Source organism: Shinella sp. HY16 (genome assembly GCF_028534175.1).
GTDB lineage: Bacteria > Pseudomonadota > Alphaproteobacteria > Rhizobiales > Rhizobiaceae > Shinella.
This window is the reverse complement of sequence record NZ_JAHYXL010000002.1, coordinates 167,481-189,664: the sequence shown is the minus strand read 5'-3', so window position 1 is coordinate 189,664 and position 22,184 is coordinate 167,481. Positions and strand designations below refer to the sequence as shown.

The 22,184-nt window shown below is 61.4% G+C and carries 18 protein-coding genes and 1 pseudogene; 5 read left to right on the top strand and 14 right to left on the bottom strand.

The window, feature by feature from the left end; translation table 11 throughout:
- Nucleotides 1–44: 44 nt before the first annotated feature.
- Nucleotides 45–977 carry a lysylphosphatidylglycerol synthase domain-containing protein gene (locus K0P03_RS21025; protein ID WP_272790557.1) on the top strand — a complete coding sequence of 311 codons (933 nt, stop codon included), beginning with the start codon at nt 45–47 and terminating at the stop codon, nt 975–977.
- On the opposite strand, the gene K0P03_RS21020 is transcribed toward K0P03_RS21025, so the two are convergent.
- Nucleotides 875–2,449 carry a phospholipase D-like domain-containing protein gene (locus K0P03_RS21020; protein ID WP_272790556.1) on the bottom strand — a complete coding sequence of 525 codons (1,575 nt, stop codon included), beginning with the start codon at nt 2,447–2,449 and terminating at the stop codon, nt 875–877. The two genes, K0P03_RS21025 and K0P03_RS21020, sit on opposite strands and share 103 nt — an antisense overlap.
- Before the next feature lie 134 nt (nt 2,450–2,583).
- Between K0P03_RS21020 and ku (K0P03_RS21015) the strand changes: the two genes are divergently transcribed.
- On the top strand, nt 2,584–3,435 hold the full coding sequence (ku, locus tag K0P03_RS21015) for a non-homologous end joining protein Ku (RefSeq protein WP_272790555.1): 852 nt from the start codon (nt 2,584–2,586) through the stop codon (nt 3,433–3,435).
- Nucleotides 3,436–3,437: 2 nt separating this feature from the next.
- Complete coding sequence (gene ligD, locus K0P03_RS21010; protein ID WP_272790554.1) at nt 3,438–5,981, top strand: DNA ligase D; 2,544 nt, start codon at nt 3,438–3,440, stop codon at nt 5,979–5,981.
- Here ligD and ku (K0P03_RS21005) read toward each other — a convergent pair whose 3' ends face one another.
- The 13 genes and pseudogenes from ku (K0P03_RS21005) to K0P03_RS20945 form a co-directional block, all read right to left on the bottom strand.
- Nucleotides 5,982–6,779 carry a non-homologous end joining protein Ku gene (gene ku, locus K0P03_RS21005; protein WP_130520285.1) on the bottom strand — a complete coding sequence of 266 codons (798 nt, stop codon included), beginning with the start codon at nt 6,777–6,779 and terminating at the stop codon, nt 5,982–5,984.
- Nucleotides 6,779–7,000 carry a hypothetical protein gene (locus tag K0P03_RS21000; protein ID WP_024271507.1) on the bottom strand — a complete coding sequence of 74 codons (222 nt, stop codon included), beginning with the start codon at nt 6,998–7,000 and terminating at the stop codon, nt 6,779–6,781. Before K0P03_RS21000 ends, ku (K0P03_RS21005) begins: the two co-directional genes overlap by 1 nt.
- A gap of 21 nt (nt 7,001–7,021) precedes the next feature.
- The gene (locus K0P03_RS20995; protein ID WP_130520283.1) at nt 7,022–7,462 is read right to left on the bottom strand and encodes a PPC domain-containing DNA-binding protein; all 441 of its coding nucleotides are present in this window, start codon (nt 7,460–7,462) and stop codon (nt 7,022–7,024) included.
- 73 nt (nt 7,463–7,535) lie between these two features.
- The gene (locus K0P03_RS20990; protein WP_130520281.1) at nt 7,536–8,318 is read right to left on the bottom strand and encodes an SDR family oxidoreductase; all 783 of its coding nucleotides are present in this window, start codon (nt 8,316–8,318) and stop codon (nt 7,536–7,538) included.
- 11 nt (nt 8,319–8,329) lie between these two features.
- Entirely contained in the window at nt 8,330–9,400 is a 1,071-nt protein-coding gene (locus K0P03_RS20985) for a DNA topoisomerase IB (RefSeq protein WP_130520279.1), read from the bottom strand.
- Nucleotides 9,401–9,408: 8 nt separating this feature from the next.
- Complete coding sequence (gene glgX / locus K0P03_RS20980; RefSeq protein ID WP_272790553.1) at nt 9,409–11,490, bottom strand: glycogen debranching protein GlgX; 2,082 nt, start codon at nt 11,488–11,490, stop codon at nt 9,409–9,411.
- Between the two features lie 190 nt (nt 11,491–11,680).
- On the bottom strand, nt 11,681–12,727 hold the full coding sequence (locus tag K0P03_RS20975) for a glutathione synthetase (protein ID WP_024271504.1): 1,047 nt from the start codon (nt 12,725–12,727) through the stop codon (nt 11,681–11,683).
- Between the two features lie 9 nt (nt 12,728–12,736).
- Nucleotides 12,737–14,584 (bottom strand): flavohemoglobin expression-modulating QEGLA motif protein, encoded by a 1,848-nt coding sequence (locus tag K0P03_RS20970; protein WP_023515298.1) that lies wholly within the window; start codon nt 14,582–14,584, stop codon nt 12,737–12,739.
- Complete coding sequence (locus K0P03_RS20965; protein WP_037409346.1) at nt 14,581–15,411, bottom strand: N-formylglutamate amidohydrolase; 831 nt, start codon at nt 15,409–15,411, stop codon at nt 14,581–14,583. The genes K0P03_RS20970 and K0P03_RS20965 overlap by 4 nt, the downstream gene beginning before the upstream one ends.
- Nucleotides 15,412–16,038: 627 nt before the next feature.
- Complete coding sequence (locus K0P03_RS20960) at nt 16,039–16,332, bottom strand: type II toxin-antitoxin system RelE/ParE family toxin (protein ID WP_081870767.1); 294 nt, start codon at nt 16,330–16,332, stop codon at nt 16,039–16,041.
- Nucleotides 16,329–16,637, bottom strand: a complete 309-nt coding sequence (locus tag K0P03_RS20955) for a type II toxin-antitoxin system RelB/DinJ family antitoxin (protein WP_272790552.1) — start codon at nt 16,635–16,637, stop codon at nt 16,329–16,331. The genes K0P03_RS20960 and K0P03_RS20955 overlap by 4 nt, the downstream gene beginning before the upstream one ends.
- 330 nt (nt 16,638–16,967) lie before the next feature.
- A pseudogene (locus tag K0P03_RS20950) lies at nt 16,968–17,411 on the bottom strand (CoA transferase); the annotation flags it as partial.
- 24 nt (nt 17,412–17,435) lie between these two features.
- Entirely contained in the window at nt 17,436–19,124 is a 1,689-nt protein-coding gene (locus K0P03_RS20945; RefSeq protein ID WP_272790551.1) for a GMC family oxidoreductase, read from the bottom strand.
- Nucleotides 19,125–19,284: 160 nt separating this feature from the next.
- Here K0P03_RS20945 and K0P03_RS20940 point away from each other — a divergent pair, with 160 nt between their 5' ends.
- Entirely contained in the window at nt 19,285–20,211 is a 927-nt protein-coding gene (locus tag K0P03_RS20940; protein WP_272790550.1) for a LysR family transcriptional regulator, read from the top strand.
- A 402-nt stretch (nt 20,212–20,613) separates the two neighbouring features.
- On the top strand, nt 20,614–22,152 hold the full coding sequence (gene phrB, locus K0P03_RS20935; protein ID WP_272790549.1) for a (6-4)DNA photolyase: 1,539 nt from the start codon (nt 20,614–20,616) through the stop codon (nt 22,150–22,152).
- Nucleotides 22,153–22,184 lie beyond the last annotated feature (32 nt).

Genomic DNA, 22,184 nt, shown 5'->3' with positions numbered 1-22,184 from the left:
CTCCGTTTTCGTTCCGCTTCGACTGACCAGGAAGGATGCGCCGCATGAAACGAACCCATATCCTCCACGCGCTCGTCGCCCTTGCGGCGCTCGTCGCGGGATTGTTGATCTACCGGACGCTGGCGCAATATTCCTGGGGCGATATCCGCACCTCCCTCTCCGCCATTCCCAGGGGAAACTTCGCCCTGGCGCTCGCCTTCGCGGCCTGCTCCTACCTCTGCCTCACGGTCTTCGACTTTCTGGCGCTGCGCTATGTCGGCAAGCCGCTTTCCTATCCGCGCGCCGCGCTCGCCTCCTTCACCAGCCTTGCCATCGGCCACAATGTGGGCGTCGCGGCGCTCAGCAGCGGCGCGGTGCGTTACCGTTTCTATTCTCGTTGGGGTCTCGATACCGAGGAGATCGCCAAGCTGATCGTTTTTTGCGGTGTGACCGTCGGGCTCGGGCTGATCACGCTGGCCGGGTTCTGCCTCATCCTGCTTCCCGGCACCGCGGGAAAGATCGCCCGGCTCGGAACCACCGCATCCGCCACGCTCGGCGTGGTCTGCCTTGCGCTCGGCGCTACCTATCTGGCGCTTGCCGCTTTCCTGCGCGGTGAGCTGAAGATTCGCAGCTGGCGTTTCGCACTGCCGCCGCTGCATCTTGCGGCGCCGCAGATTCTCGTCGGTACGGTCAACTTCGCCTTTGTCGCCGCCTGCCTACACCAGCTTCTGAACGGAGAAACCAGCTACATGGAAACGACCGCCGCCTACGTGGTGGGCAATCTTATGGCACTGCTGAGCCATGTGCCCGGCGGGCTCGGTGTGCTGGAAGCGACAATCGGTTTCCTGCTCGGCGGATCAGCCTCCATCGGTGCGATGATCGCCTTCCGCGTCATCTATTTCTTTATTCCGCTGCCGCTCGGGCTGCTCTCGCTACTCGCCAGCGAGTCTTTTCTGGGATCAAGCACCGACGCCGGTTTGCGCAAGGGCGCGAGCTGACGGCTCAAGAAGCTTTGCACCGCGCCAGCCAAGGCCGAGAATGGCCACCAGGGGGCGACAGGGTCCACAAGGCCGGTTCCCACGACCGGCGCAACCGCTCCCTTTCCCCCCGCATCGCGGAAAGGCCGCAAACCGCGCTGACGGGTGTTGAGCGCATCGATCGTCCGGCCTAACATGCTTTGCGCGCGAAGCGCGCAAGCAAAGGTGGCCGGATCGATATCCAGGTGCTCGGCAAGCAGGCGGTCCCGAAGCGCGAGAATGCCACCGCGCTCGGCGTCGGAACGGGCTTCGATTGCAATATCGAGCTCAGTATCCAGCCCCTCGCTGCGCTGGTTGAGGTTGGACGAGCCGACACGCAAGAAGGTGTCGTCGACGATCACCAGCTTGGAGTGGATAACGATCTCCTGTTCCGTTCCATCGGGCTTCGGCACGACAGGGTAGAAGGCGCGCATGCGACCGTGTTTGTCACACTGGCTGAGGCGGCGGATGAAACGGTCGCGGTTTGCGCCGAGCACGAGGCGCTCGATGGTGCCGTGCGAACTCAGCGTCGAGATGACGACCACCTCCGGCCCATTCGGCTCGGCAAGCCGCGCGCACAGCAGGTCGCAGACCCGGTTTGACGCGAAATACTGACTCTCGATATAGATATGGCGCCGTGCCGCCTTGAGCGCCGCGACTGTCAGGTCTATTGCCTCGGTTACGGCGGCGTGTCCACGGACGGCAGGCTCCGTGCGTGCGAAGGCGACCTCTACGTTCGTCATCATATCTGTCGTGCCTTCGAGATAGATTTGCGTCTGAGGCGCAACCGCCGGAACGGTCTCGTCCGTAGCAAAAAGCCAGCGGCGGCGGGCGATATCGCCCGCGAGACGTGCCGCATCGCCCTCAAGCGCCACTTGCATGTCGTGCACCGGTTCGTAAGGCTTGCCAGAGGGAAGCTTGCGCCTGGGATCGTCGACAAGGTGATCGCTCGTATCCCAACGCTTGGCTGTGAGATCGATACCGCCGACGAAGGCGACCGTATCGTCGACGACGACGAGCTTCTGGTGATGCGAGCCGCGGATCGGATGGCGGCTATCGAAGGCGAGCACGATGCGCGGATGGGAGGACCAGCGCCGCTTGCGAAACATTTTCAGCGATTTGCCGGAATAGACCGGCCCCATGGCCCAGACGAGCACGCGGACGGTCAGCTCCGGCCGCTCCTCCACGAGTCGCAGCAAAAAAGCGCCGAGCGTCAGGGACTGCGGCACTCCGGGTTGCATCGGAATATCTGGATTGAAATCCCAGCCGACAATCCAGACTTCCCGGCGCGCCTGTTTCAGAACGCGTTCCAGTACATTGAAATAGGCCTGTCCATCGATGAGCACGGCGAGGCGGTCTGCCGTCGCCGTGCTCCAGGCATTCTCTCCGGGCCTGATGATCGGGGCACTGATATCGATATCGGGAACGAGCAACGCGTCCACTTCGTTTCGCACTCTCTGCCGCCTTGTCTAGTTTGCCTCTGCAGCGCGGAAATTCGCGGCATTGGCTTTGGTTCCGCGCTTCTCACTGGCATCGGAACATTTGGCCACTGCCAGCATTGCCTTCGCTTCGAAGCGGGAGAACGAGCGTGGCACCGAGAGCGAACTGGAAAGGCTTCCTGAAGGTGGGCGAACTGGTGTGCCCGGTCGCCCTTCATACCGCTGCATCGACCAGCGAACGTGTCGCCTTCCACATGCTCAACCGCAAGACTGGCCATCGGCTGCACCGGGAGTTCGTCGACAGCGAGACGGGCAAGGTGGTGGCGCGCGAGGATCAGGTGAAGGGCTATGAGGCGGGCGAGAACGACTATATCGCGCTCGATCCCGAGGAAATCGCCGCCGCAGTGCCGGAGAGTGACAAGACGCTGGAGATCGAGGCCTTCATCGCTTGCGACGAAATCGACGACCTCTATTTCGACAAACCCTATTATCTCACACCATCCGACCGGCATGGCGCCGAGGCCTTCGCACTCATCCGCGAGGGCATGAAGACTGCAAAGGTGGCAGCCGTGGCTGAAACCGTGCTCTTCCGCCGGGTCCGCACCCTCCTGATACGCCCGCAGGGAGAGGGTCTCATCGCGACCACTCTCAACTACGATTACGAGGTTCGCTCGGCCGAGGAGACATTTTCGGAAATACCCGACCTCAAGCTCAACGGCGAGATGCTGGAACTTGCCGAACATATCATCAAGACCAAGAGCGGCCGCTTTGACCCCACGAAATTTGACGACCGCTATGACGCGGCCCTGGCCGAAGTGGTGAAGGCCAAGGTCGAGGGCCGCAAGATTAAGACTACGCGACCGAAGCCAGAGGGCAAGGTCATCGATCTTTTGGAGGCCCTGCGTCAGAGTGCAGGGAAGGACAAAACACCCGCCAAGCGCAAGGCGAAGAAAACTGCGGCAACAGGCAAGACGGCCGCAAACCGCCGCAAGGCAGGATGAGCATGGCGACGCTCGACACCTACCGGCAGAAACGGAACTTCAAGTCCACCTCCGAGCCGCGCGGCCGCAAGGCGCGCAAGAGCGGCCACAGCTTCGTCATCCAGAAGCACGACGCGACGCGACTGCACTACGATTTCCGGCTCGAAATGGATGGCGTGCTCAAGAGCTGGGCGGTGACACGCGGCCCAAGTCTGGTGCCGAGCGAAAAACGTCTGGCGGTGCATGTGGAGGACCATCCGCTTGCCTATGGCGATTTCGAGGGCACGATCCCCAAAGGGGAATATGGCGGTGGCACCGTCATCGTTTGGGACCGTGGCACCTGGGAGCCGATCGGTGACGCGCGGAAAGCCTATGCCAAGGGGCACATGGAATTCACGCTCGACGGCGAAAAACTGCATGGCCGCTGGCATCTCGTTCGCATGCACGGCAAACCCGGCGAGAAGCGTGAGAACTGGCTGCTGATCAAGGCTGACGACGAGTTCGCTGCGGTGGAGGGCGAAGACGATCTGCTCGACGAACGCCCGGAATCCGTCAAGACGGGCCGGGATATCGAAGACGTCGCCGGAGAAGAACCGGGCTGGTCCTCGAAGACTGGCCGCATCCGAAAATTGTCGAGGAAAGCGAAGGAAAGAAAACAGGAAGAGGCGACCGTCGAAGCACCCGATCCCTCCGGCATCAAGGGCGCACGCAAGGCGAAGCTGCCGGGCTTCCTTCCGCCAACACTGGCAACGCTCGCGACTTCGCCGCCAGCCGGCGAGCGTTGGCTGCACGAGATCAAGTTCGATGGCTACCGGCTGCAGGCCCGCATCGAGGCCGGCCGCGTCAAGCTCTTGACCCGCAGCGGGCTGGACTGGACGAAGAAGTTCGGCAAGGCCGTGGTCTCCGCCCTCGCCGCCCTTCCCGTCGGCACGGCGCTGATCGACGGCGAGCTCGTCGTCGAGACGGTCGCCGGCGCATCCGACTTTTCCGCCCTTCAGGCCGATCTCAGCGCGGGGCGCGACGACCGCTTCACTTTCTATCTCTTCGATCTCCTCCATCTTGGCGGCTACGACCTGACCCGCCTGCCGCTGGAAGCGCGCAAGGCGCTGCTGGAAAAGCTCGTGCCGGGAATGCAGGGCATCCTGCGCTACAGCGGCCATTTCGACGAGAACGGAGCGCTCGTGCTGCGCCATGCCTGCCGCCTCAGCCTTGAGGGCGTCGTCTCCAAGTTGCGGGACGCGCCCTATCGCGAAGGCCGCAGCAAGAGCTGGATAAAGTCAAAATGCTCGGCCCGGCAGGAATTCGTCATCGGCGGCTACGCGCCATCCACCGTCTCGCGCCAGGCCATCGGCTCGCTCGTGCTCGGCGTCTACAGGAACGGCAAGCTCGAGCCCGTCGGCCGTGTCGGCACCGGCTTTTCCGCCCCCGTCGCCGCCGATCTGTTCAAGCGCCTCTCGCGCATGCGCACCGACGAGAGTCCCTTCGGCCGCAAGCTGACGGCCGAGGAAGCCCGCCAGGCGCGTTACGTGCGGCCGGAACTGGTTGCCGAAGTGGAGTTTCGCGCCTGGACGGGTGACGGGCATTTGCGCCATGCTTCCTTCCGCGGCCTGAGGGAGGACAAGCCCGCAAAGGAGGTCGTTGCCGAGATGCCGAAGTCAAAGACTGGCGCCGCACCGAAAGCCGAAAAACCACCCCGCCGCACCGTGCGCCTCACACACCCGGACCGGGTCTACTGGCCCGACGAGGGCGTCACCAAGGAAGGGCTTGCGGACTACTACACCGAGGTCTGGCGCTACATCGCCCCGCATATCGTCGGCCGGCCGCTCGCGCTTTTGCGCGCGCCAACCGGCATCGAGGGCCAGACCTTCTTCCAAAAACACGCCTGGAAAGGCATGACCGCCAAGATCATCGAGGTGCAAGATCCTGCGAACAAGGACGATGAGCCCTACGTCGCGATCGAGGATCTCGACGGCTTAGTAAGCCTTGTTCAGTCCGCCGCTCTGGAAATTCACCCTTGGGGCTCGACGCTCAACGACTGGGAGCGGCCGGACCGCATCATCATGGACCTTGACCCCGGCGAGGGCGTGGAGTGGCAGGCCATCATCGACGCGGCCGAGGAAACACGCAGGCGCCTGGAGGCAGCCGGATTGGAGGCCTTCGTCAAGACATCCGGCGGCAAGGGCCTGCATGTCTGCGCACCCTTGAAACCCTCCGCCCGCTGGCCGGCGGTCAAGGCCTTCTGCAAGGCCATCGCCGATGCGATGGCCAAGGACAGCCCCGACAAATATGTTTCGACCATCACGAAGTCGAAGCGGCGCGGAAAGATCCTCATCGATTACCTGCGCAACCAGCGCGGCATGACGGCGGTGGCGCCCTATTCCACCCGCGCCCGTCCGGGCGCGGCAGTGTCCATGCCGCTCGCCTGGGAAGAGCTCAGCGCCGACATCGGCCCGGCCTATTTCACCGTCAAAAATACACCGGCACGCCTTCAGGCGCTGAGCGCCGATCCCTGGGCAGATTTCCGCAAGGCGGCAGTGCCGCTGAAGGCTGCTAAGGCGAAAGGCTGATTACTTGCCCTTGCTTTCCGCCTTGATGCTCCGGCGCAAGGCATCCATGATGTTGATGACATTGCCCGCCGTCGGCGGTGGTGTTTTGGCCTTGGGAGGGCGCTTTCGGCCCTTCTTCTTCGCCGCGATGATATCGAGCAGCCGGTCCTGCACCGGATCGTCCGCCATCTTCGGATCCCATTTTTGGGTGCGCTCCGAAATCAGCGTCTTGACCAGCGCCAACGCCTTAGAATCCGGTTTTGTCTGTTTTAGACCGGCGAAATAGTCCTCTTCGCTACGCACTTCGTCACCGTAGCGCAGCGTCCACAGCACAATTCCCTTTCCGCGCGGTTCCAGCATCACGGCCCGCTCGCGGCGGTAGAGCACCAACCGCGAAATGCCCACCGTGCCCGTTGAGGTCATGGCTTCGCGGATAACGGAAAAAGCCTCCTCGCCGACCGTGTCTCTCGGCACCAGGAAATGCGGAGAATCGTACCAGATCCATTCGATGCTCTCACGCGGCACGAAGGTCTCGATGTCGATGGTACGGGTGCTTTCCAGCGCCACCGCCTCGATCTCGTCATCCTCCAGCATGACATAATCATCCTCGCCGCGCGGATAACCCTTCACCTCCTCGTCCTCGTTCACCGCCCTGCCGGTGACCGCATCCACATAGCGGCTGACGACGGGATTACCTGTCTTGCCGTTGAGCGTGCGAAAACGCACCTTGTCTTCCTGCGAAATCGCCGGCGACATCGCAACCGGGCAGGTCACCAGCGAGAGCTTGAGGTAGCCTTTCCAGAACGCACGCGGCGCCATCAGTCTTTCCTTTCGAGCGGCAAATGTTTCGACAAGGCGAAACGCTCGGCGAACGCGATATCCTCCTGCGTGACGATCGGGATGGGGTCGGAGAGGATGGCAAGCAGCGTTTCGCGCGAAATCGAATCTTCCTCCAGAGCTTCCATCAGCGCGCCGCGCGTTTCACGCTCGGCACGAAGCAGTGCTGCAAGCGCCAGGATCAATCTGTCCTTATTGTCCATGACAGCCTCCCAATCCGTTTGCTAACCGACGTCGATCAGCGCCATGCCGAGATCGGCCCGATGCCGCCGCCGCAATTTGACCGGCGTTTCGCGCAGCACGACCTCCAGGGTGGGGCGGACGTAGCCTTCCAGAAAATGACCTCCCTTCGTGCTTGCGTCCTCAAATCCGAGCACGACATGCAGGTGCAAGCTCGCCTTGCCCGCGTCATCGACCGCCACGTCTCCCAGCATGCTGAGCACTTCCGATTGAACCTCGACAGGTATCTTTCGGTAAGTCTTCGTCTGGAATTCGAAGAAGGCGATGGTGGCCACACGGAAGGCGCCGATCGCGGTAATCGATGCCGCGGTCACCCCTTCCCTTTCGGCAAAGGCGGTAATGCACCCGAAAGCTTCATCGCCCTCATCAAGAACCAGGATGAACGTGCGTTCGCCTGCATCGTCTGCCAGAAGTTTGTGCTTCATGTCCGTTCTCCCTGATCACAGGAAAAGGCCCGAAGCCGCTTTCTGTTCCACAGGCGAAGACCGCGCCACGGGCTTAACGCAAGAGGCCTTGCCCACCGTCGATCCACAGCGGGACACCCGTAATGTGCCGCGCCTTCGATGAGGCGAGAAAAAGGATCGCGTCAGCCACCTCGTCGACAGTCCCGGGTTCGCCATGCGAGACCGGGATATCGCCTTCGGGCCATTTGACGGGAATACCGCTCTCGTCAGCTCCACGCTGTTCGGTGTTCTCGTCGATGTTGGTCTCGATCGCGCCCGGGCATATCGCATTGACGCGGATACCGGCCTTGCCGAGCTCCAGCGCCAATTGCTGCACCATGGCCAGCTGCGCGGCCTTGGTCGCGGAATAGGCGGTGGCACCCGGTGTGGTGAAGGTCCGCGTTCCATTGATCGAGGATACGACGATAATGACGCCCTCGCCCGCCTTCTTGAGATAGGGCACGGCCAGATGCAGCGTCAGATAGGTGCCGCGCAGGTTCACGGCGATCGTCTCGTCCCATTCGGCGGGTTTGAGATCGTCGATCGGAGCCCAGACGCCGTTGATACCGGCATTGGCGATCACGACATCGAGGCCACCGAAGGCACCGACAAGCGTCTCCACGCCGTCGCGCATTGACGCTTCGTCCGCGACGTCAGCCGTAAGCGCCAGTGCCTCACCGCCCTGTCGGCGGATTTCTTCGGCAACCGCCTCCACCTCCTCACGCGTACGGCTCAACAGGCAGACGCTTGCACCATGACGGGCAAGCGCCAGCGCCGCAGCCTTCCCGATCCCTGATCCGGCGCCAGTGACCAGCGAGACCTTTTCTGCAAACAGCATGGCAAACTCCTTCAAAGCGCCGGTCGTTCTTCAAGCTCAGCCGGTGCTTTTGCGCGTGCGCGGCGATGCGCGTTCCGGCGACATTCGAGAAAGCGCAGCAGGCGTTCTTCCTCCGCCCTCAACCCTTGAAGCGCAAGCGCCGGGCGATGGAATGCGCGCTGCAATGCATCCGGCTTTTCGGCAAGCGCTATGATATCGGGATGGATGTAGCTCGACCGCGCAATGGCTGGCGTATTGTGCAGGACCGCGGCGGCCGCTTCGGACATATCCTTGATGGTCGCCCGCTCACCTGCCGCGATGGCATGGCGCGCCACGGAAAACGCAGCGAGGCTGCCTGCCCAGGTGCGAAACGTCTTTGCGGAAACAGCAACGCCAGAAATGTCCGCAAGATAGGTGTTGAGCCGACCTGAATCGATCGGCCGCACCTGTTCCGCCTCATCCTTCCACACGAACAGCTGGCGACCCGGCAGACCGGCACACTCTTCGAGCAGGCGCTGCAGGCGGGGATGCTTCAACATCCGGCGCACGCGCTTGCCACCCTTGGCGGTGAAACGAAGCTCGATAGCGCCTTCGGCAAGCGAAACATGGCGTTTCAGCAGCGTCGTCGCGCCATAAGTCTTGTTCTCCTCTGCATAACTCCTGTTGCCGACACGAAGTTGCGCCTCGTCGAGCAACACAGTGATCGCCGCCAGCATCGTATCGATCGTGCCGGGCATCCCGTCGAGATCGCGCCGTACCGCCCGCCGTAATCTCGGCAGCGCCCGGCCGAAGGCGATGAGCTGGGCGAATTTGTCACCGCTCTTCAGCCGCTGCCAATCCACATGATAGCGGTATTGTTTTCGCCCTCGAGAATCAAAGCCCGTTGCCTGCAAATGGCCGTTGGCCTCGATGCAGATCCAGACATTCTCATAGGCCGGCGGCAGGCCGAGCGACGAGATTCGCGCCTTCAGCGCGGCATCGCGCACGAGGGATCCATCAGGAAGTCGATAACAGAAGCTACGGCCGGTACGCTGGCGCCGGATTCCAGGCTCGCTGTCGGAGACATAGACAAGCCCGGTTTCTTTAAGGTTCTCCGGCGCCATCGAGACCTCTAGGCTGGTTCGAAGACGGCGACGCTGGCGCCGTAGACCATAGCCGGGCTTTCGGCCGCGTGCTCGGCGAATGTATCCTCCGCCGCTCCCGTATCGAGCACCCGCCTCCATTCGGCAATGCCGTTCACCGCCGGCAGCGTCACCCGACAATCTGCGCCTGCATTGAAGACGAGGAAGGCCTGGTCAGGACCCTCGCCGTTTACAGATTTCGAAACAAACAGGCCGAGTGCCCGAAGGTTGCCATCCGCCCAGGCTGCATCGTCCACGAAGGTACCGTCAGGCTTATACCAGGCGATCTCGACAGAACCGTCTTCCGCCGCCTCCCCCGTCAGGAACCGCTCCTGCCGAAGCGCCGGATGCGCCTTTCGGAACGCGATCACGCCCTTGCAGAAATTGAGGAAAGGATTGTCGAGGCCGCCCCAATTGATCCAGCCGACTTCGTTGTCCTGGCAATAGGCATTGTTGTTGCCCTGCTGGCTGTTGCCGAGTTCGTCACCGCCAAGCAACATCGGCACACCCTGGCTCAGCATCAAGGTGGCAATCATGTTGCGCCGGCGGCGGCCACGGGCATCATTGATGGCCTCATCCTCCGTTACGCCCTCCGCGCCCATATTGTGCGAATGGTTGTCAGAATGGCCGTCGCGGTTCTCTTCTGCATTCGCCTCGTTATGCTTGTCGTCATAGGAAACGGTATCCATAAGGGTGAAACCGTCATGGGCGCTGACGAGGTTGATCGACGCCGTGGCGCCACGATCGGAATGGTTGAACTGCGGGGCAGAGCCGGTGAGCCGCGAGGCAAGCCCGGAAACGAGCCCGCCGTCCCCCTTCCAGAACCGGCGCACATCGTCGCGATACTTGTCGTTCCACTCGCGGAAGGGATGCGGGAAGCCGCCGACCTGGTACCCGCCATCGCCGACATCCCAGGGCTCGGCGATCAGCTTCACGCCGGACAGGATCGGATCCTGCCGGATCGCATCGAAGAAGGTGCCATCGCGGTCGAACTCGATGTGGCGCGTGCGGCCGAGCGTGCTGGCCAGATCGAAACGGAAACCGTCAACATGCATGACGCCGACCCAGTAGCGCAAGCTATCGAGCACCATGCGCAGCACCATGGGGTGGGCGACGTTCACGGTGTTGCCAGTACCCGTCGTATCGTAGCTGTGGCGCAGATCTTCCGGCGACAGGCGATAGTAGCTGAGATTGTCGAGCCCGCGGAAACTGAGCGTCGGGCCACGCTCCGAGCCTTCGGCCGTGTGGTTGTAGACGACATCCATAATCACTTCGATGCCGGCGGCATGGAAGCGCTTGACCATGGTCTTGAACTCGGTGATCGCCCGCCCGGAAAGGAAGCGCGGCTGCGGCGCGAAGAAGCCGAGCGTCTGGTAACCCCAGTAGTTGCGCAAGCCCTTTTCAAGAAGGTGGCGGTCATCTGGGAAATACTGGATGGGCAGCAGTTCGATGGCGGAAATGCCGAGTTCGACTAGATGTTCGACGATCGGATCACTCGCCATGCCCATGAAGGTGCCGCGCAGTTCCTCCGGCACGCCCGGATGGGTCATCGTCATGCCGCGCACATGGGCTTCATAGATGATCGTCTCGGTCCAGGGCCGGCGGATCGCCGCGTCACCCGCCCAGTCGAAGTCCGAATCCTGCACCACGCCCTTCACCATGAAGGGCGCGCTGTCGCGGTCGTCGAAGGAGAGGTCTTCCGCCGCGTCGCCTATCCGATAGCCGTAGAGCGCATCGTCCCACTGGATTTCGCCGAGGATCTGTTTGGCGTAGGGATCGAGAAGCAGCTTGTTGGGATTGAAGCGATGGCCGGCTTTCGGCTCGTAGGGACCGCTCGCCCGATAGCCATAGACGGTGCCCGGCTTAAGGCCGGCAATGTAGCCGGACCAGATATCCCCTTCGCGCTTCGGCAACGCAAGCCGAGCCGTTTCTTCTCTGCCGTCGTCACTGAAGAGGCAGAGTTCCATCTGTTCGGCATGCGCGGAAAAGACCGCGAAGTGCGTTCCCTCGCCGGTAAATTCGGCACCCAGCTCGGACTTCATGAAATCGAGTTCGGAAAACGAATAGCTCATGCGAGTCAATCCCCTTCGATCAAGCTGCACCGCGCCCGCACACAACGGAACCTGCAGAGCGATGGCGCAACGCGACATGGGGCGGATTGTTCCGAGCTTGCGATGCCTCACTATACGGAGCATCTGCCCGACGCCGTCGCGCAACCGGATTACAAACGGTACCGAGAATAAAGGTGCAAAGCCCCTCGACTCAAAGCATCGCGAGCCGGCTGTTTTCCAGGCTGCCGCCATAGGCATCGCGCGCAGCGATCTTCTCCTCGAGCGAAGCGATCACGCTGTCGGAGAAATTGGTCTCGTAGAGCTGTGCGATATTGTGCAGGCCGCCCGGCGTGAAGACATTGATCTCCAGCACCTTCTCGCCGACGATGTCGAGGCCGACGAGGAACATGCCGTCCTCTATCAGCTTGGGCCGCACCGCATCGATGATACCCAGCATGGCGGGCGTCACCTCGACCGGAGCCGGCCCGCCGCCGACATGGATATTGGAGCGGATTTCGCCCTTCGCGGGTACGCGGCGGAAGGCGGCATACTTGCCGTCGCGCATCAGCGGGTGACCGTTCATCACGAAGAAGCGAACATCGCCCTCGCTCGCCTCGGGCATGAAGCTCTGGGCAATCAGGTAACCTTCCCCACTCACGGCCTCGAATATCTGATTGAGGTTATGGTCCTTGTGAGAGGCAACCTTAAACACGTTCTTGCCGCCGGAGCCCTGGAGGGGTTTGATGATCGCCCCTTTCTTCTCACCTTCAAGGAAGCTGCGGATCTCGTCGATATTCTTGGAGATCAGCGTGGCGGGACGCACGGCAGCGGGAAACTCCTGCAGGTAGAGCTTGTTCTGCGCCTTGGAAAGACCGGCGGGATCGTTGACCACTAGTGTCCCGCGCTGCGCCGCCAGCCGACCGAAGAGCGGACCAGCATTCACAGTCCAGGACCGCTCCGGCCCTTCCAGCGAGGGATCGTTGCGCAGGAACAGCACGTCGATCTCCGACGCATCGAAGGTGCGCATCTCCGTCTGGTCGCCCTGCAAATCCTTGTGCAGCGTTTCCAGCTTCTTGTAGCCGGCGGAGGGTAGCATCAGCCCGCGGATGGAAAGGCTGTCATCCGGGCGCAGCACGAACCCGGCAGCCGTGACATAGCAGATTTCATGGCCGCGGTTCAGCGCGGCAAGCGCCAGCGTCGTGGTGGTGTAATGCGGTGTTTCGTCTGCTATCGAATTGACGAAGAAAGCGATGCGCATGAAGGCCTCCTATGCAACGAGGTCGATGGGGGTAAGCCCGGCGCGAAGCCGATCGAGACGATCGCCAGCACCCGACAGGAACTGCGGCACCAGACGTGGCGGCTTGAGGAGGCCGCGCAGACTCAATTCCTGCATGACAGAGAAATGGCGCGCGGCAATCTTGCCGAGCCAGAACGGCTCCAGATCGCCGCCGCCGCGAAGATGGGCGAGAATTTCCAGAAGGCCGCGCAGATAGATCGCATCCTTGGCAAGCCCGCCGCCGCGGTGCAGCCTCAGCGCGATGTTGAAGGCCATGGGCGGCACAAAACCATGATCGCGCGTCAGCAGCCGGTAGGTCTCCACGAAATCGGCGCCGTTCAACATGGCCGCGCAGGCAACAACGCGCGCCGCAATCATCCGGAGCCGCGCGACCGTCATGCCACCGACAAGATATTCCGCCAGAACCGCCAGCCCTTCCTGCGCCCCTTCATATCCGGCAAGGCCCGAACGGAAGAGCCGCAGGCCATGGCCCGAACCGTTGCAATAGGTGAGCAGATGCACGCCGACCTCGTGGCTCAGCAGCGCATCGACCCGCTCGCGCGCCATCGTCGTCGTCCGCGCAATCAGCAGGCGGTCGCTGGACACCATCAAGCCGGAGGGAAGGTCGTCACGCACCTCGACATCCGGCGAAAAGTCGGGGAACTGCGTGGCGTAGCGGGCGATCATCGCCTTGGCGCGCTGCGCCACATAGCGATGGTTCGCGGTTTCCGGCGGGTGCTTGCGCCCCAGTCTGGCGGTCGCTTCGAGAATATCTCCAGCCACCTTTTCCAGCCTTGCATCCACGGCGCCATAGAGCGCCCTGCTCATCTCGACGAAACGGTCATCCCCCCGCGCGGCCAGCATAGAAAGCTGGAGGTCGAGTTCCTGCTGTTTTTCGCGGTAGAGCCCTTCTAGAACCGGATCCTCGAAGCGGTCAAGCCCGATGGTAAAGAGAGCCTTCTTGCGCGCCGCGATATCGATAGAGAGCGGGCGGTAGAGGAGATTTGGCGCGCGCGTGTACCCTGCCCCACTGAACTCCTCCCACGCGGCTTCCGCATTGATCGGCGTGACCGCGAGCAGGAAATCGAAGCTTCGGGAAATATTGTCCATAGCCCGGTCGGCGCGCGTCACCGCCTCCACGAAGACGCCGCGGCCAAGCGCGCGATGCGTTGCGGGCGCAAGCGCCGTCTGCGTGCGGGTGAATTTGCCGGCCGCGCGCAGGCCGGCATCGACCAACTGGGCGACGAGACGGCTCTGGAGCTCGGGATAAATCTCACGCGACTTCGGCACGCGGTAGATCGGCGCGAAACGAACAGTGAGCGTGGGAAATTCCGGCAAACGGCGCGCAAGGCCAGCACTGGGATCGTCGGCAGGAGCAGCACGCGCGACCTGCGGGGCGCGATAGCGGGCTTCGAGCTTTTCAACCCCGCTGACGAAAGCTGTGAGCGCCGCGTCGGCACTTTCCGCCGACACCGAAACGCTTATCTGGAATGGCGCGAGATAGGGCGCGTCCTGCGCCAGCCGATCGGCGGAAAGCTCGCCAAAATCCAGCACCAGGAACGCACCAAATTGTTCGCGCATCTTTTCGCCGACGAGACGAATTATAGCGGCGGCCTCAGCGAGATTGGCGGCCAGCAGGTAGGACGCATTTGCCATGGTGACGGCGCGCGCGGCCGGCGCGGCCCGGCGCCCGACATACACGGCGATAAACGGCAGGGGCCGCTCGATATAGAGACGGCCGCGCCCGGCGAGATCGAGGCGAGTCGGCGGCCCCGCCTCCAGTGCGGCGGCGACACGGGCTAGATCGTCCACCGGTGCGGACCGTTTGCGCGCACTCATGGTCGCCGGTCCGGCATGTCGGCAAGTGCCACTTCCAACACGGGCAAGGTGCCACGGATCGCAGCACGTAGCGCTGCTATGGCTTCAAGGTCCGGTTCACCGGTCCACTCGTCCATGAAAATCTTCTTGAATTCGACCGCAATGGCACAACCTGTTTTCGGAAAATGCTCATGAATGAATCGCGTCTGCTCACCCTTGCCGGCAAAAGCAACGTTCTCGCGCACATCCAGCCGCCGACCCGGAAAAGGCTGCTCCCGAAGACATGCCATGAAGGCATCAACCACCGGCGCCCAATAGGCCCGGTCCATGGAGGACGTGCCGATGTTGATATCCGGAGCCGCTTCCTGCACGGTCGGCGCAGCCAGCGCGCCGTCGCGGCGATGGTTGTAGCTGTGTACATCAAGGAGCACGAAGCGGCCATGCTCGCGCTCGATGCCCCGCAGAAACTCAAGCAGCATGGCATAGTAGCCATCATGCTGGCGCAAAACGCTTTCCACCATGTCAGGAGTCGGCTGCGTATCCCACAGGTCGAGGCCCCAGGCCTGCTCGGGTCGCAGATAGACGGCACCCTCCCGCGGCCGGTTTAGGTCCATCTCGAACCGGGAACGATGAACGACCACGCGATTGACAAGATCCCCGATGGTCATTGCGGTGAACGGATCCTCCTCCCGCAACCGCTCCTCAGGCGTCAGCGCCATCAGGTCCGCCAGGTCCTTACGCAGGAGATGCCCGTCATGGATGGCCGTGCCGACAAGCGGGGAACCGCCGCGCTCCACAGACCAGAGTATATCCTCGCGCAAGTGTACCATCTTCGTTCGCGTTTCCATGCCGCCATAACGTTGCAGTTGCAAACGAGTTCCCGGCGATGGGGTGCCGGAGCGCATACATTGTCTCGAGATATCCAAGGACGTCTGGTGTGCGACCATCGCCGCGGTGGGAGACGAAGGATGGTCTGTCGACAAGGGCGGTGGCCTTGACCATTCATGGGCAGTGCTTGAACGGGACGGCATACGGATAGAGATGGAATGCGATTTCTGGGCAGAGGAGATATGGTTGTCGTTGCTGCCGGCGCTGCAAAATTGAAAGCTTCTCTTTCAGCAGCCCTACTCATCAGGCTGGGACTGCCTTGAGGACAGGGCCGCAGATTCAATTCGATCCAGAGCCGACCGTCAGGCATTCTGCACCTGGAGGCGCCTATGACTTTATCGTCTCGATTGTCGACGAGCGGACATACATCTACCCATGGCATCGCGGCTGGACTGATACCCATACGATCTGGATGGCGATCGAGGTCCACTCGATGGCCTCGCGAGTTGCGCTGAAACGTTTGAGCAATGGGCTCCTCGACACCCTGGCTGAGAAAGGGACACTGAGCGATATTCTTCCCTTCGGAGCGCCTGACTTCTTTGCTATTGATGGGAAGCGAATCGTCGCCCCCCGCGCGAACGTAGTCATTAGCCAGGCGGCAGATGTTCTGGCCATTCCTGCGCGCCATGGAGTACGCGAAGACTTCGAACTGTCGTCTCGGTAATGGCATAGGCAGCGACGTAAGGCGTGCCATTGATGACGAGTTCGCGTGTCCCGGCAATTCTACCCAAGCGCTCACTGGCAGGAAAATCGAGCAGGCGGCGGGCGGCGGCTACTATCCGTTCATCGATCAGGACGGCTGCTGCGGGGTTATCGGCCTCGACGTAAGTGAAGATGGCGTCACGATCCGACAACGCAAAAGCCGACCAAGTAAGTTTCACGATTCTGGCACACCAGCTTTAAGGCGGGCCGCCGCTCGACGTCTGGCAAAGTGCGCCTCGGCCTCGTCGTCCGATAAATCCGGTCGAGTATCGTTTAACGCTTCAAGCACCTTGGTCCGAAACCAGGCGTCATGTGCTTCACTGCCAGAAAGAAGTTCAAGAGGCAGCGCCGCCTCGTTAGCAGTCCGGGTGAGCATAATACGAACCGCATCAGATACCGTGAGGCCCATGCTTTCAAGCACTGCGGAAGCACGGTCCCGGACTTCAGAATCAATACGTGTTTGTACGAGAGCGTTTGCGGCCATGGCTATCTCCATATTCAACGAGAATGTAATGCAATTGAATGACGTTTTCCAGAAAAAGTTTCACGTCGTCATTCCCCGCTCACGGCTCTCTTTAATGCTCTTGAGATCCCATCAGGGGTGAGTAGCGGCCTGCACCGTGGCAGAGTGAGGTCGCTAGAAAACTCTCTGGAGGCCAACCATGCCGATAACAGCAGATCAATCTCAAACGCAGACCGCTACTCTCGTCGATCTTGGCGCAATTTTCGTCTCGTTGGAATTCTTATGTTCATTTGCAAGCGGCGTGGCCACGACTGTTTCGTCCAGCCAATAATGGCTGGTCCTGCCTGGTGTATCCGTGAAGACGCCGGACGAGGCCGCGATCACCGTCTCGAAGGCCCGCCAGTCCCGGCGAAGCTCATCGTCGGAGGCGAAGCCGGGGATCGACAGGGTGATCAGCTCCGGTCGTGCCTTGCGGAGCGCCGCAAAATCGATCCCGAGCCGGGCGAGCACGCCGGGACGGAAATTCTCGACGACGATATCGGCCTCGGCCACCAGCGCTTTCGCCTCATCCAACCCCTTCTCCGTCTTGAGATCGAGGGTAACGATCAGCTTACTACGGTTGAGGATGGCATTGGCGGGATTGTCCCAGAGCGGACCGCCGGGCGGATCGACATGCACGACGGTCGCGCCGAGATCGCCAAGGATCATGGCCACGGCCGGGCCTGCTATATATTGCCCGAAATCAACCACCCGAACGCCGGAAAGCGGAAGCGGGGAACGTGCGATCGATGTCATTTCTCTTATCTCCCCAAGAATTCTCTATGCGCGCGCATCGGCGACGATCCAGCCGGCCGCCTTTTCGGCGATCATCAGCGTCGGCGCATTGGTGTTGCCGCTGGTGATCTTCGGCATGATGCCCGCATCGACGACGCGCAGGCCCTCGATGCCCCGCACCCTGAGGCGGCTGTCCACCACCGCCATCGGATCGTCGTCGCGGCCCATCTTCGTCGTCCCGACCGGATGAAAGATGGTGTTGGCGATATCCCCCGCAAGCCGGGCCAGTTCCTCGTCGCTCTGGAACTGCAAGCCGGGCTTCCATTCCTGCGGCTGATATTTCGCCAGTGCCGGCTGCGACACGATCCTGCGTACCTGCCGCAGGCTTTCGGCAGCGATGCGGCGGTCCTCTTCCGTGCTGAGATAGTTCGGCGCAATCGCCGGGGCGTCTGACACCTTATCAGAGCGAATGCGCACGCTCCCGACGCTGGTCGGGTTGAGATTGCACACACTCGCGGTAAAGGCCGGTACGTTGTGCAGCGGTTCGCCGAAAGCGTCGAGGCTGAGCGGCTGGATGTGATATTCCAGGTTGGCGTGGGCCTGGCCGTCGTCCGACCGGGTGAATGCGCCGAGCTGCGAGGGCGACATGCTCATCGGGCCGCTGCGTTTCAGCACATATTCCAGCCCGATCATCGCCTTGCCGAACAGGCTGTTGGCGAGCGTGTTCAGCGTCTTCGCGTTACCGACCTTAAAGACGGCGCGGATCTGCAGATGGTCCTGGAGATTTTCCCCGACGCCCGGCAAGTCATGCACAGCCTCGATGCCGTGGCGCTTCAGCAATCCGGCCGGACCGATACCTGACAGTTGCAGGATCTGCGGCGAACCGATTGCGCCGGCGGACAGGATGACCTCCCTGCGGGCGCGCACCTCTGCGCTCCGCCCCTGCCGCTGGACCACGACGCCTGCGCAACGCTTGCGGCCGGAACCATCGGCCTCAAGGATCAGCCGTTCGACATGGGATTGCGTCCAGATCGTCAGGTTCGGGCGGTTCTTCGCAGGACGCAAGAAGGCCTTTGACGTGTTCCAGCGCCAGCCGGAGCGTTGGTTGACCTCGAAATAGCCGACGCCCTCGTTGTCGCCGCTGTTGAAATCGTCGGAGCGCGGAATGCCGGCCTCGACAGCCGCCTCTGCAAAGGATTCGAGGATGTCCCATTTGAGCCGCTGCTTCTCGATCCGCCACTCGCCGCCATGGCCGTGCATGTCGGAGAACCGGCTGTTGCCGCCGGTTTTGGGATCCGCACCGTTGTCCAGCCGGTAATGGTCCTCGTGCGCCTTGAAATCGGGCAGGCAGTTCTGCCAGGACCAACCTTCGTCCCCGGTCTCTGCCGCCCAGCCGTCGAAATCACGCGCCTGGCCACGCATATAGATCATGCCGTTGATGGAGGAGCAGCCGCCGAGCGTCTTGCCACGCGGGTAGCGCAGCGACCGCCCGTTCAGGCCGGCATCCGACTCGGTCTTGTACAGCCAGTCGGTGCGCGGATTGCCGATGCAATAGAGATAGCCGACCGGAATATGGATCCACGGATAGTCATCCTTGCGACCGGCTTCCAGCAACAGGACGCGCGTCGCCGGATCGCGGCTGAGGCGGTTGGCGAGCAGGCAACCGGCGGAGCCGCCGCCTACAACAATATAATCAAAAGTATTGTGGGAAGGGGGGGAAGCGTTGCGCGTCATTGTTCTGCCCGCCTGCTCCAACGGAACAACGCACAGTCATAAGCTTCGACATCTTGCCGTGGCATGCCAGCCTCCCTGCCTACATTGTTCAAAGCCATAGCGGAGGTTCAGCCGGAAAATCCAATGACAAATGATAGAAGGCATTATAAATCAAATTAATATGCTGCAGTCGATCGACCTGAGAACATTGAGGGCATTCGTCACCGTGGCGCGGGAGAGCAACGTCACCCGCGCCGCGGAGCTGTTGCACGTCACGCAGCCGGCCGTGACGCTGCAACTGAAACGTCTTGCCGCAGAGACTGGCCTCTCCCTGTTCCGGCGGACCTCCACAGGCTTGGAGTTGACGCAGGAGGGGGCGCTGCTGGCGGCCAAGGCCGAGCAGGTGCTAGCGGCGTTGACGGATTTCGGCCAGACAGCAGGACATCTATCGACACGCGTCCGAGGCAAATTGCGGATCGGCACGATCATCGACCCGGAGTTCACGCGACTTGGCGCGTTTCTGAAGGCGCTCATCGAAAGCGGACCAGGCATCGAAACCACGCTGCGTCACGGAATGAGCGGCGATGTGCCGGAGGGGCTGAGGCGAAATGAACTCGATGCCGGTTTCTTTCTCGGCGACCCGAGAGACTATGACCACGCCGCCGATAGCGCCGGTGAGAACAACGCACCGCTGTTTCATGCCCGCGAGCTGGCGCAACTGACCTATCGCGTCGTCGCGCCGCCGGCGCTTGCCGGTTTCGTGCGCGGCGCCGATTGGTCCCAGCTCGCATCGTTTCCCTGGATTGGCACACCACAGGCCTCGGTCCACAATCGATTGCTGTCGCGCCTGTTTGCCGATTTAGGCGTCCGCCAAAATATCGTCGCCCAGGTGGATCAGGAGACGTCAATGGTCGCCATGGTCCGGACAGGGGTGGGACTGAGCCTTTGCCGAGAGTCGATTGCCCTTCATGAACAACAGGCACACGGCCTCGTCCTCGCTGAGAATATCAAGATCTCCACGACCCTGAGTTTCCTCCACCTGGAGGCTCGCAACCAGGATCCGACGATACTCGCCGCCTTGGATGCGATCAGGCGGGCGTGGGGCTGATTTCATGGGGCTGTGGTTGTAATTACCATTGGAATGGCGTTCACCCCGGACGCGAACGGCGAATCCAGAATAGGCGATTTCGACCATGCGAAGGGCCTCCAAAGTCAAGAAATTTAGGCCAAAGCCACCTTCGATCTGGGCCGCTGGCTATAGAAGACGCGGATCGAATGCGCCTAACCGGCTCAGTTCTGTCTGGAACCAACAGCGGAAGGATTGTAGCGAATTTGGAGAAACCAGGCTTGATGATTGATGTGGAACTCCGAGCGCTCCGCCGCGTGTTGCGTGATTGGAAAACTCCTATCGGCTGATCATTGCAGACCTGCGCTAAATTTGAGGTTGTCACTCCTACAGCTTTTGCAGCGAAGCCAATCCGATGTCATCCAAGTTGCGTAAAACGTCTCAATGTCAAAGCTCATTCTTATCCTTGGCGACCAGCTCTCTTTGAATATCTCGTCGCTGGAAGGCGTCGACGAGAAGCACGATACGATCCTGATGTGCGAGGTGATGGCCGAGGCGACCTATGTCGGGCATCACAAGAAGAAGATCGCCTTTGTCTTTTCCGCCATGCGGCACTTCGCGGAAGAGCTGCGCGCGAGTGGCTATCCCGTTCGCTACACGCGGATCGACGACGAAGCAAATGCTGGCTCCTTCGGCGCTGAGGTGAAACGAGCAATCGACGATCTCAAGCCGTCTGCAATCTGCGTCACGGAGGCCGGCGAGTGGCGCGTGCGCCTCGACATGGAGACATGGGCTTCCAGGTTCGGCATCGACGTCGATATCCGACCGGATCGCCGCTTCCTGGTATCGCATGACGAATTCAAGGCGTGGGCCGAGGGCCGAAAGGCCCTAACGATGGAGTTTTTCTATCGCGACGTGCGCCGAAAGACCGGCTTGTTGATGAATGGAGACGAGCCGGTCGGCGGACGGTGGAATTTCGATGCTGAGAACCGTCAACCCGCTAAGCCTGACCTGTTTCGCCCGACCCACATGACGTTCGCGCCAGATGATATCAGCAGGCATGTGATCGACACCGTCGCCCTTCTGTTTCCGCAAAATTTCGGCACCCTGGAACGCTTCGGCTTCGCCGTCCGGCGATCCGATGCAGAACAAGTCTTGTGGGAGTTCGTAGCCGAGTTTTTGCCGAACTTCGGTGCAACGCAGGACGCGATGCTGCAGGACGACCCGAACCTCAACCACTCTCTCCTTTCATTCTACATAAACATCGGACTTCTCGACGCACTCACAGTCTGCCGTGCCGCTGAGCGCGCCTATCTCGAGGGCAATGCGCCGCTCAACGCCGTCGAAGGCTTCATTCGCCAGATCATCGGCTGGCGGGAATATATGCGGGGCATCTATTGGCTCGCGGGACCCGACTATGTTGACAGCAACTTTTTCGAAAACACCCGACCGCTCCCGGCTTTCTACTGGTCTGGTAAATCCAAAATGAACTGTCTGGCGACCGTCATCACCGAGACCATCGAAAACGCTTATGCGCATCATATCCAGCGCCTGATGATCACTGGCAATTTTGCGCTGCTAGCCGGCATCGATCCCAAGGCGGTGCATCAATGGTATCTCGAGGTCTATGCCGACGCCTATGAATGGGTCGAGCTTCCAAACGTCATTGGCATGAGCCAATTTGCCGATGGCGGCTTCCTCGGCACCAAGCCTTATGCGGCGAGCGGCAATTACATCAACCGCATGTCGGATTACTGCAGCACGTGCCGGTTCGATCCCAAGCAGCGCATCGGCGGGAGCGCATGTCCCTTCAACGCACTGTATTGGGATTTCTTGGCGCGCAATCAGACCAAGTTGAAATCAAACCGCCGGCTCGCTCAACCCTATGCCACCTGGGCAAGAATGAACGATCGGACACGCCACGAGATACGAAAGCAAGCCGAGAGCTTCCTGGCTGACCTTAGTTCGGGAAAAATGTCATAATCGCGAACCACGACGAAAGCTGAAGTCCACGG

What these genes read in the sequence shown, in the direction of transcription:
- K0P03_RS21025 (WP_272790557.1), top strand. Translation starts at nt 45, where the DNA reads ATGAAACGAACCCATATCCTCCACGCGCTCGTCGCCCTTGCGGCGCTC.
- ligD (WP_272790554.1), top strand. Translation starts at nt 3,438, where the DNA reads ATGGCGACGCTCGACACCTACCGGCAGAAACGGAACTTCAAGTCCACC.
- ku (WP_130520285.1), bottom strand. Translation starts at nt 6,779, where the DNA reads ATGGCGCCGCGTGCGTTCTGGAAAGGCTACCTCAAGCTCTCGCTGGTG.
- K0P03_RS21000 (WP_024271507.1), bottom strand. Translation starts at nt 7,000, where the DNA reads ATGGACAATAAGGACAGATTGATCCTGGCGCTTGCAGCACTGCTTCGT.
- K0P03_RS20995 (WP_130520283.1), bottom strand. Translation starts at nt 7,462, where the DNA reads ATGAAGCACAAACTTCTGGCAGACGATGCAGGCGAACGCACGTTCATC.
- K0P03_RS20990 (WP_130520281.1), bottom strand. Translation starts at nt 8,318, where the DNA reads ATGCTGTTTGCAGAAAAGGTCTCGCTGGTCACTGGCGCCGGATCAGGG.
- K0P03_RS20985 (WP_130520279.1), bottom strand. Translation starts at nt 9,400, where the DNA reads ATGGCGCCGGAGAACCTTAAAGAAACCGGGCTTGTCTATGTCTCCGAC.
- glgX (WP_272790553.1), bottom strand. Translation starts at nt 11,490, where the DNA reads ATGAGCTATTCGTTTTCCGAACTCGATTTCATGAAGTCCGAGCTGGGT.
- K0P03_RS20975 (WP_024271504.1), bottom strand. Translation starts at nt 12,727, where the DNA reads ATGCGCATCGCTTTCTTCGTCAATTCGATAGCAGACGAAACACCGCAT.
- K0P03_RS20970 (WP_023515298.1), bottom strand. Translation starts at nt 14,584, where the DNA reads ATGAGTGCGCGCAAACGGTCCGCACCGGTGGACGATCTAGCCCGTGTC.
- K0P03_RS20965 (WP_037409346.1), bottom strand. Translation starts at nt 15,411, where the DNA reads ATGGAAACGCGAACGAAGATGGTACACTTGCGCGAGGATATACTCTGG.
- K0P03_RS20955 (WP_272790552.1), bottom strand. Translation starts at nt 16,637, where the DNA reads ATGGCCGCAAACGCTCTCGTACAAACACGTATTGATTCTGAAGTCCGG.
- K0P03_RS20945 (WP_272790551.1), bottom strand. Translation starts at nt 19,124, where the DNA reads ATGACGCGCAACGCTTCCCCCCCTTCCCACAATACTTTTGATTATATT.
- K0P03_RS20940 (WP_272790550.1), top strand. Translation starts at nt 19,285, where the DNA reads ATGCTGCAGTCGATCGACCTGAGAACATTGAGGGCATTCGTCACCGTG.
- phrB (WP_272790549.1), top strand. Translation starts at nt 20,614, where the DNA reads ATGTCAAAGCTCATTCTTATCCTTGGCGACCAGCTCTCTTTGAATATC.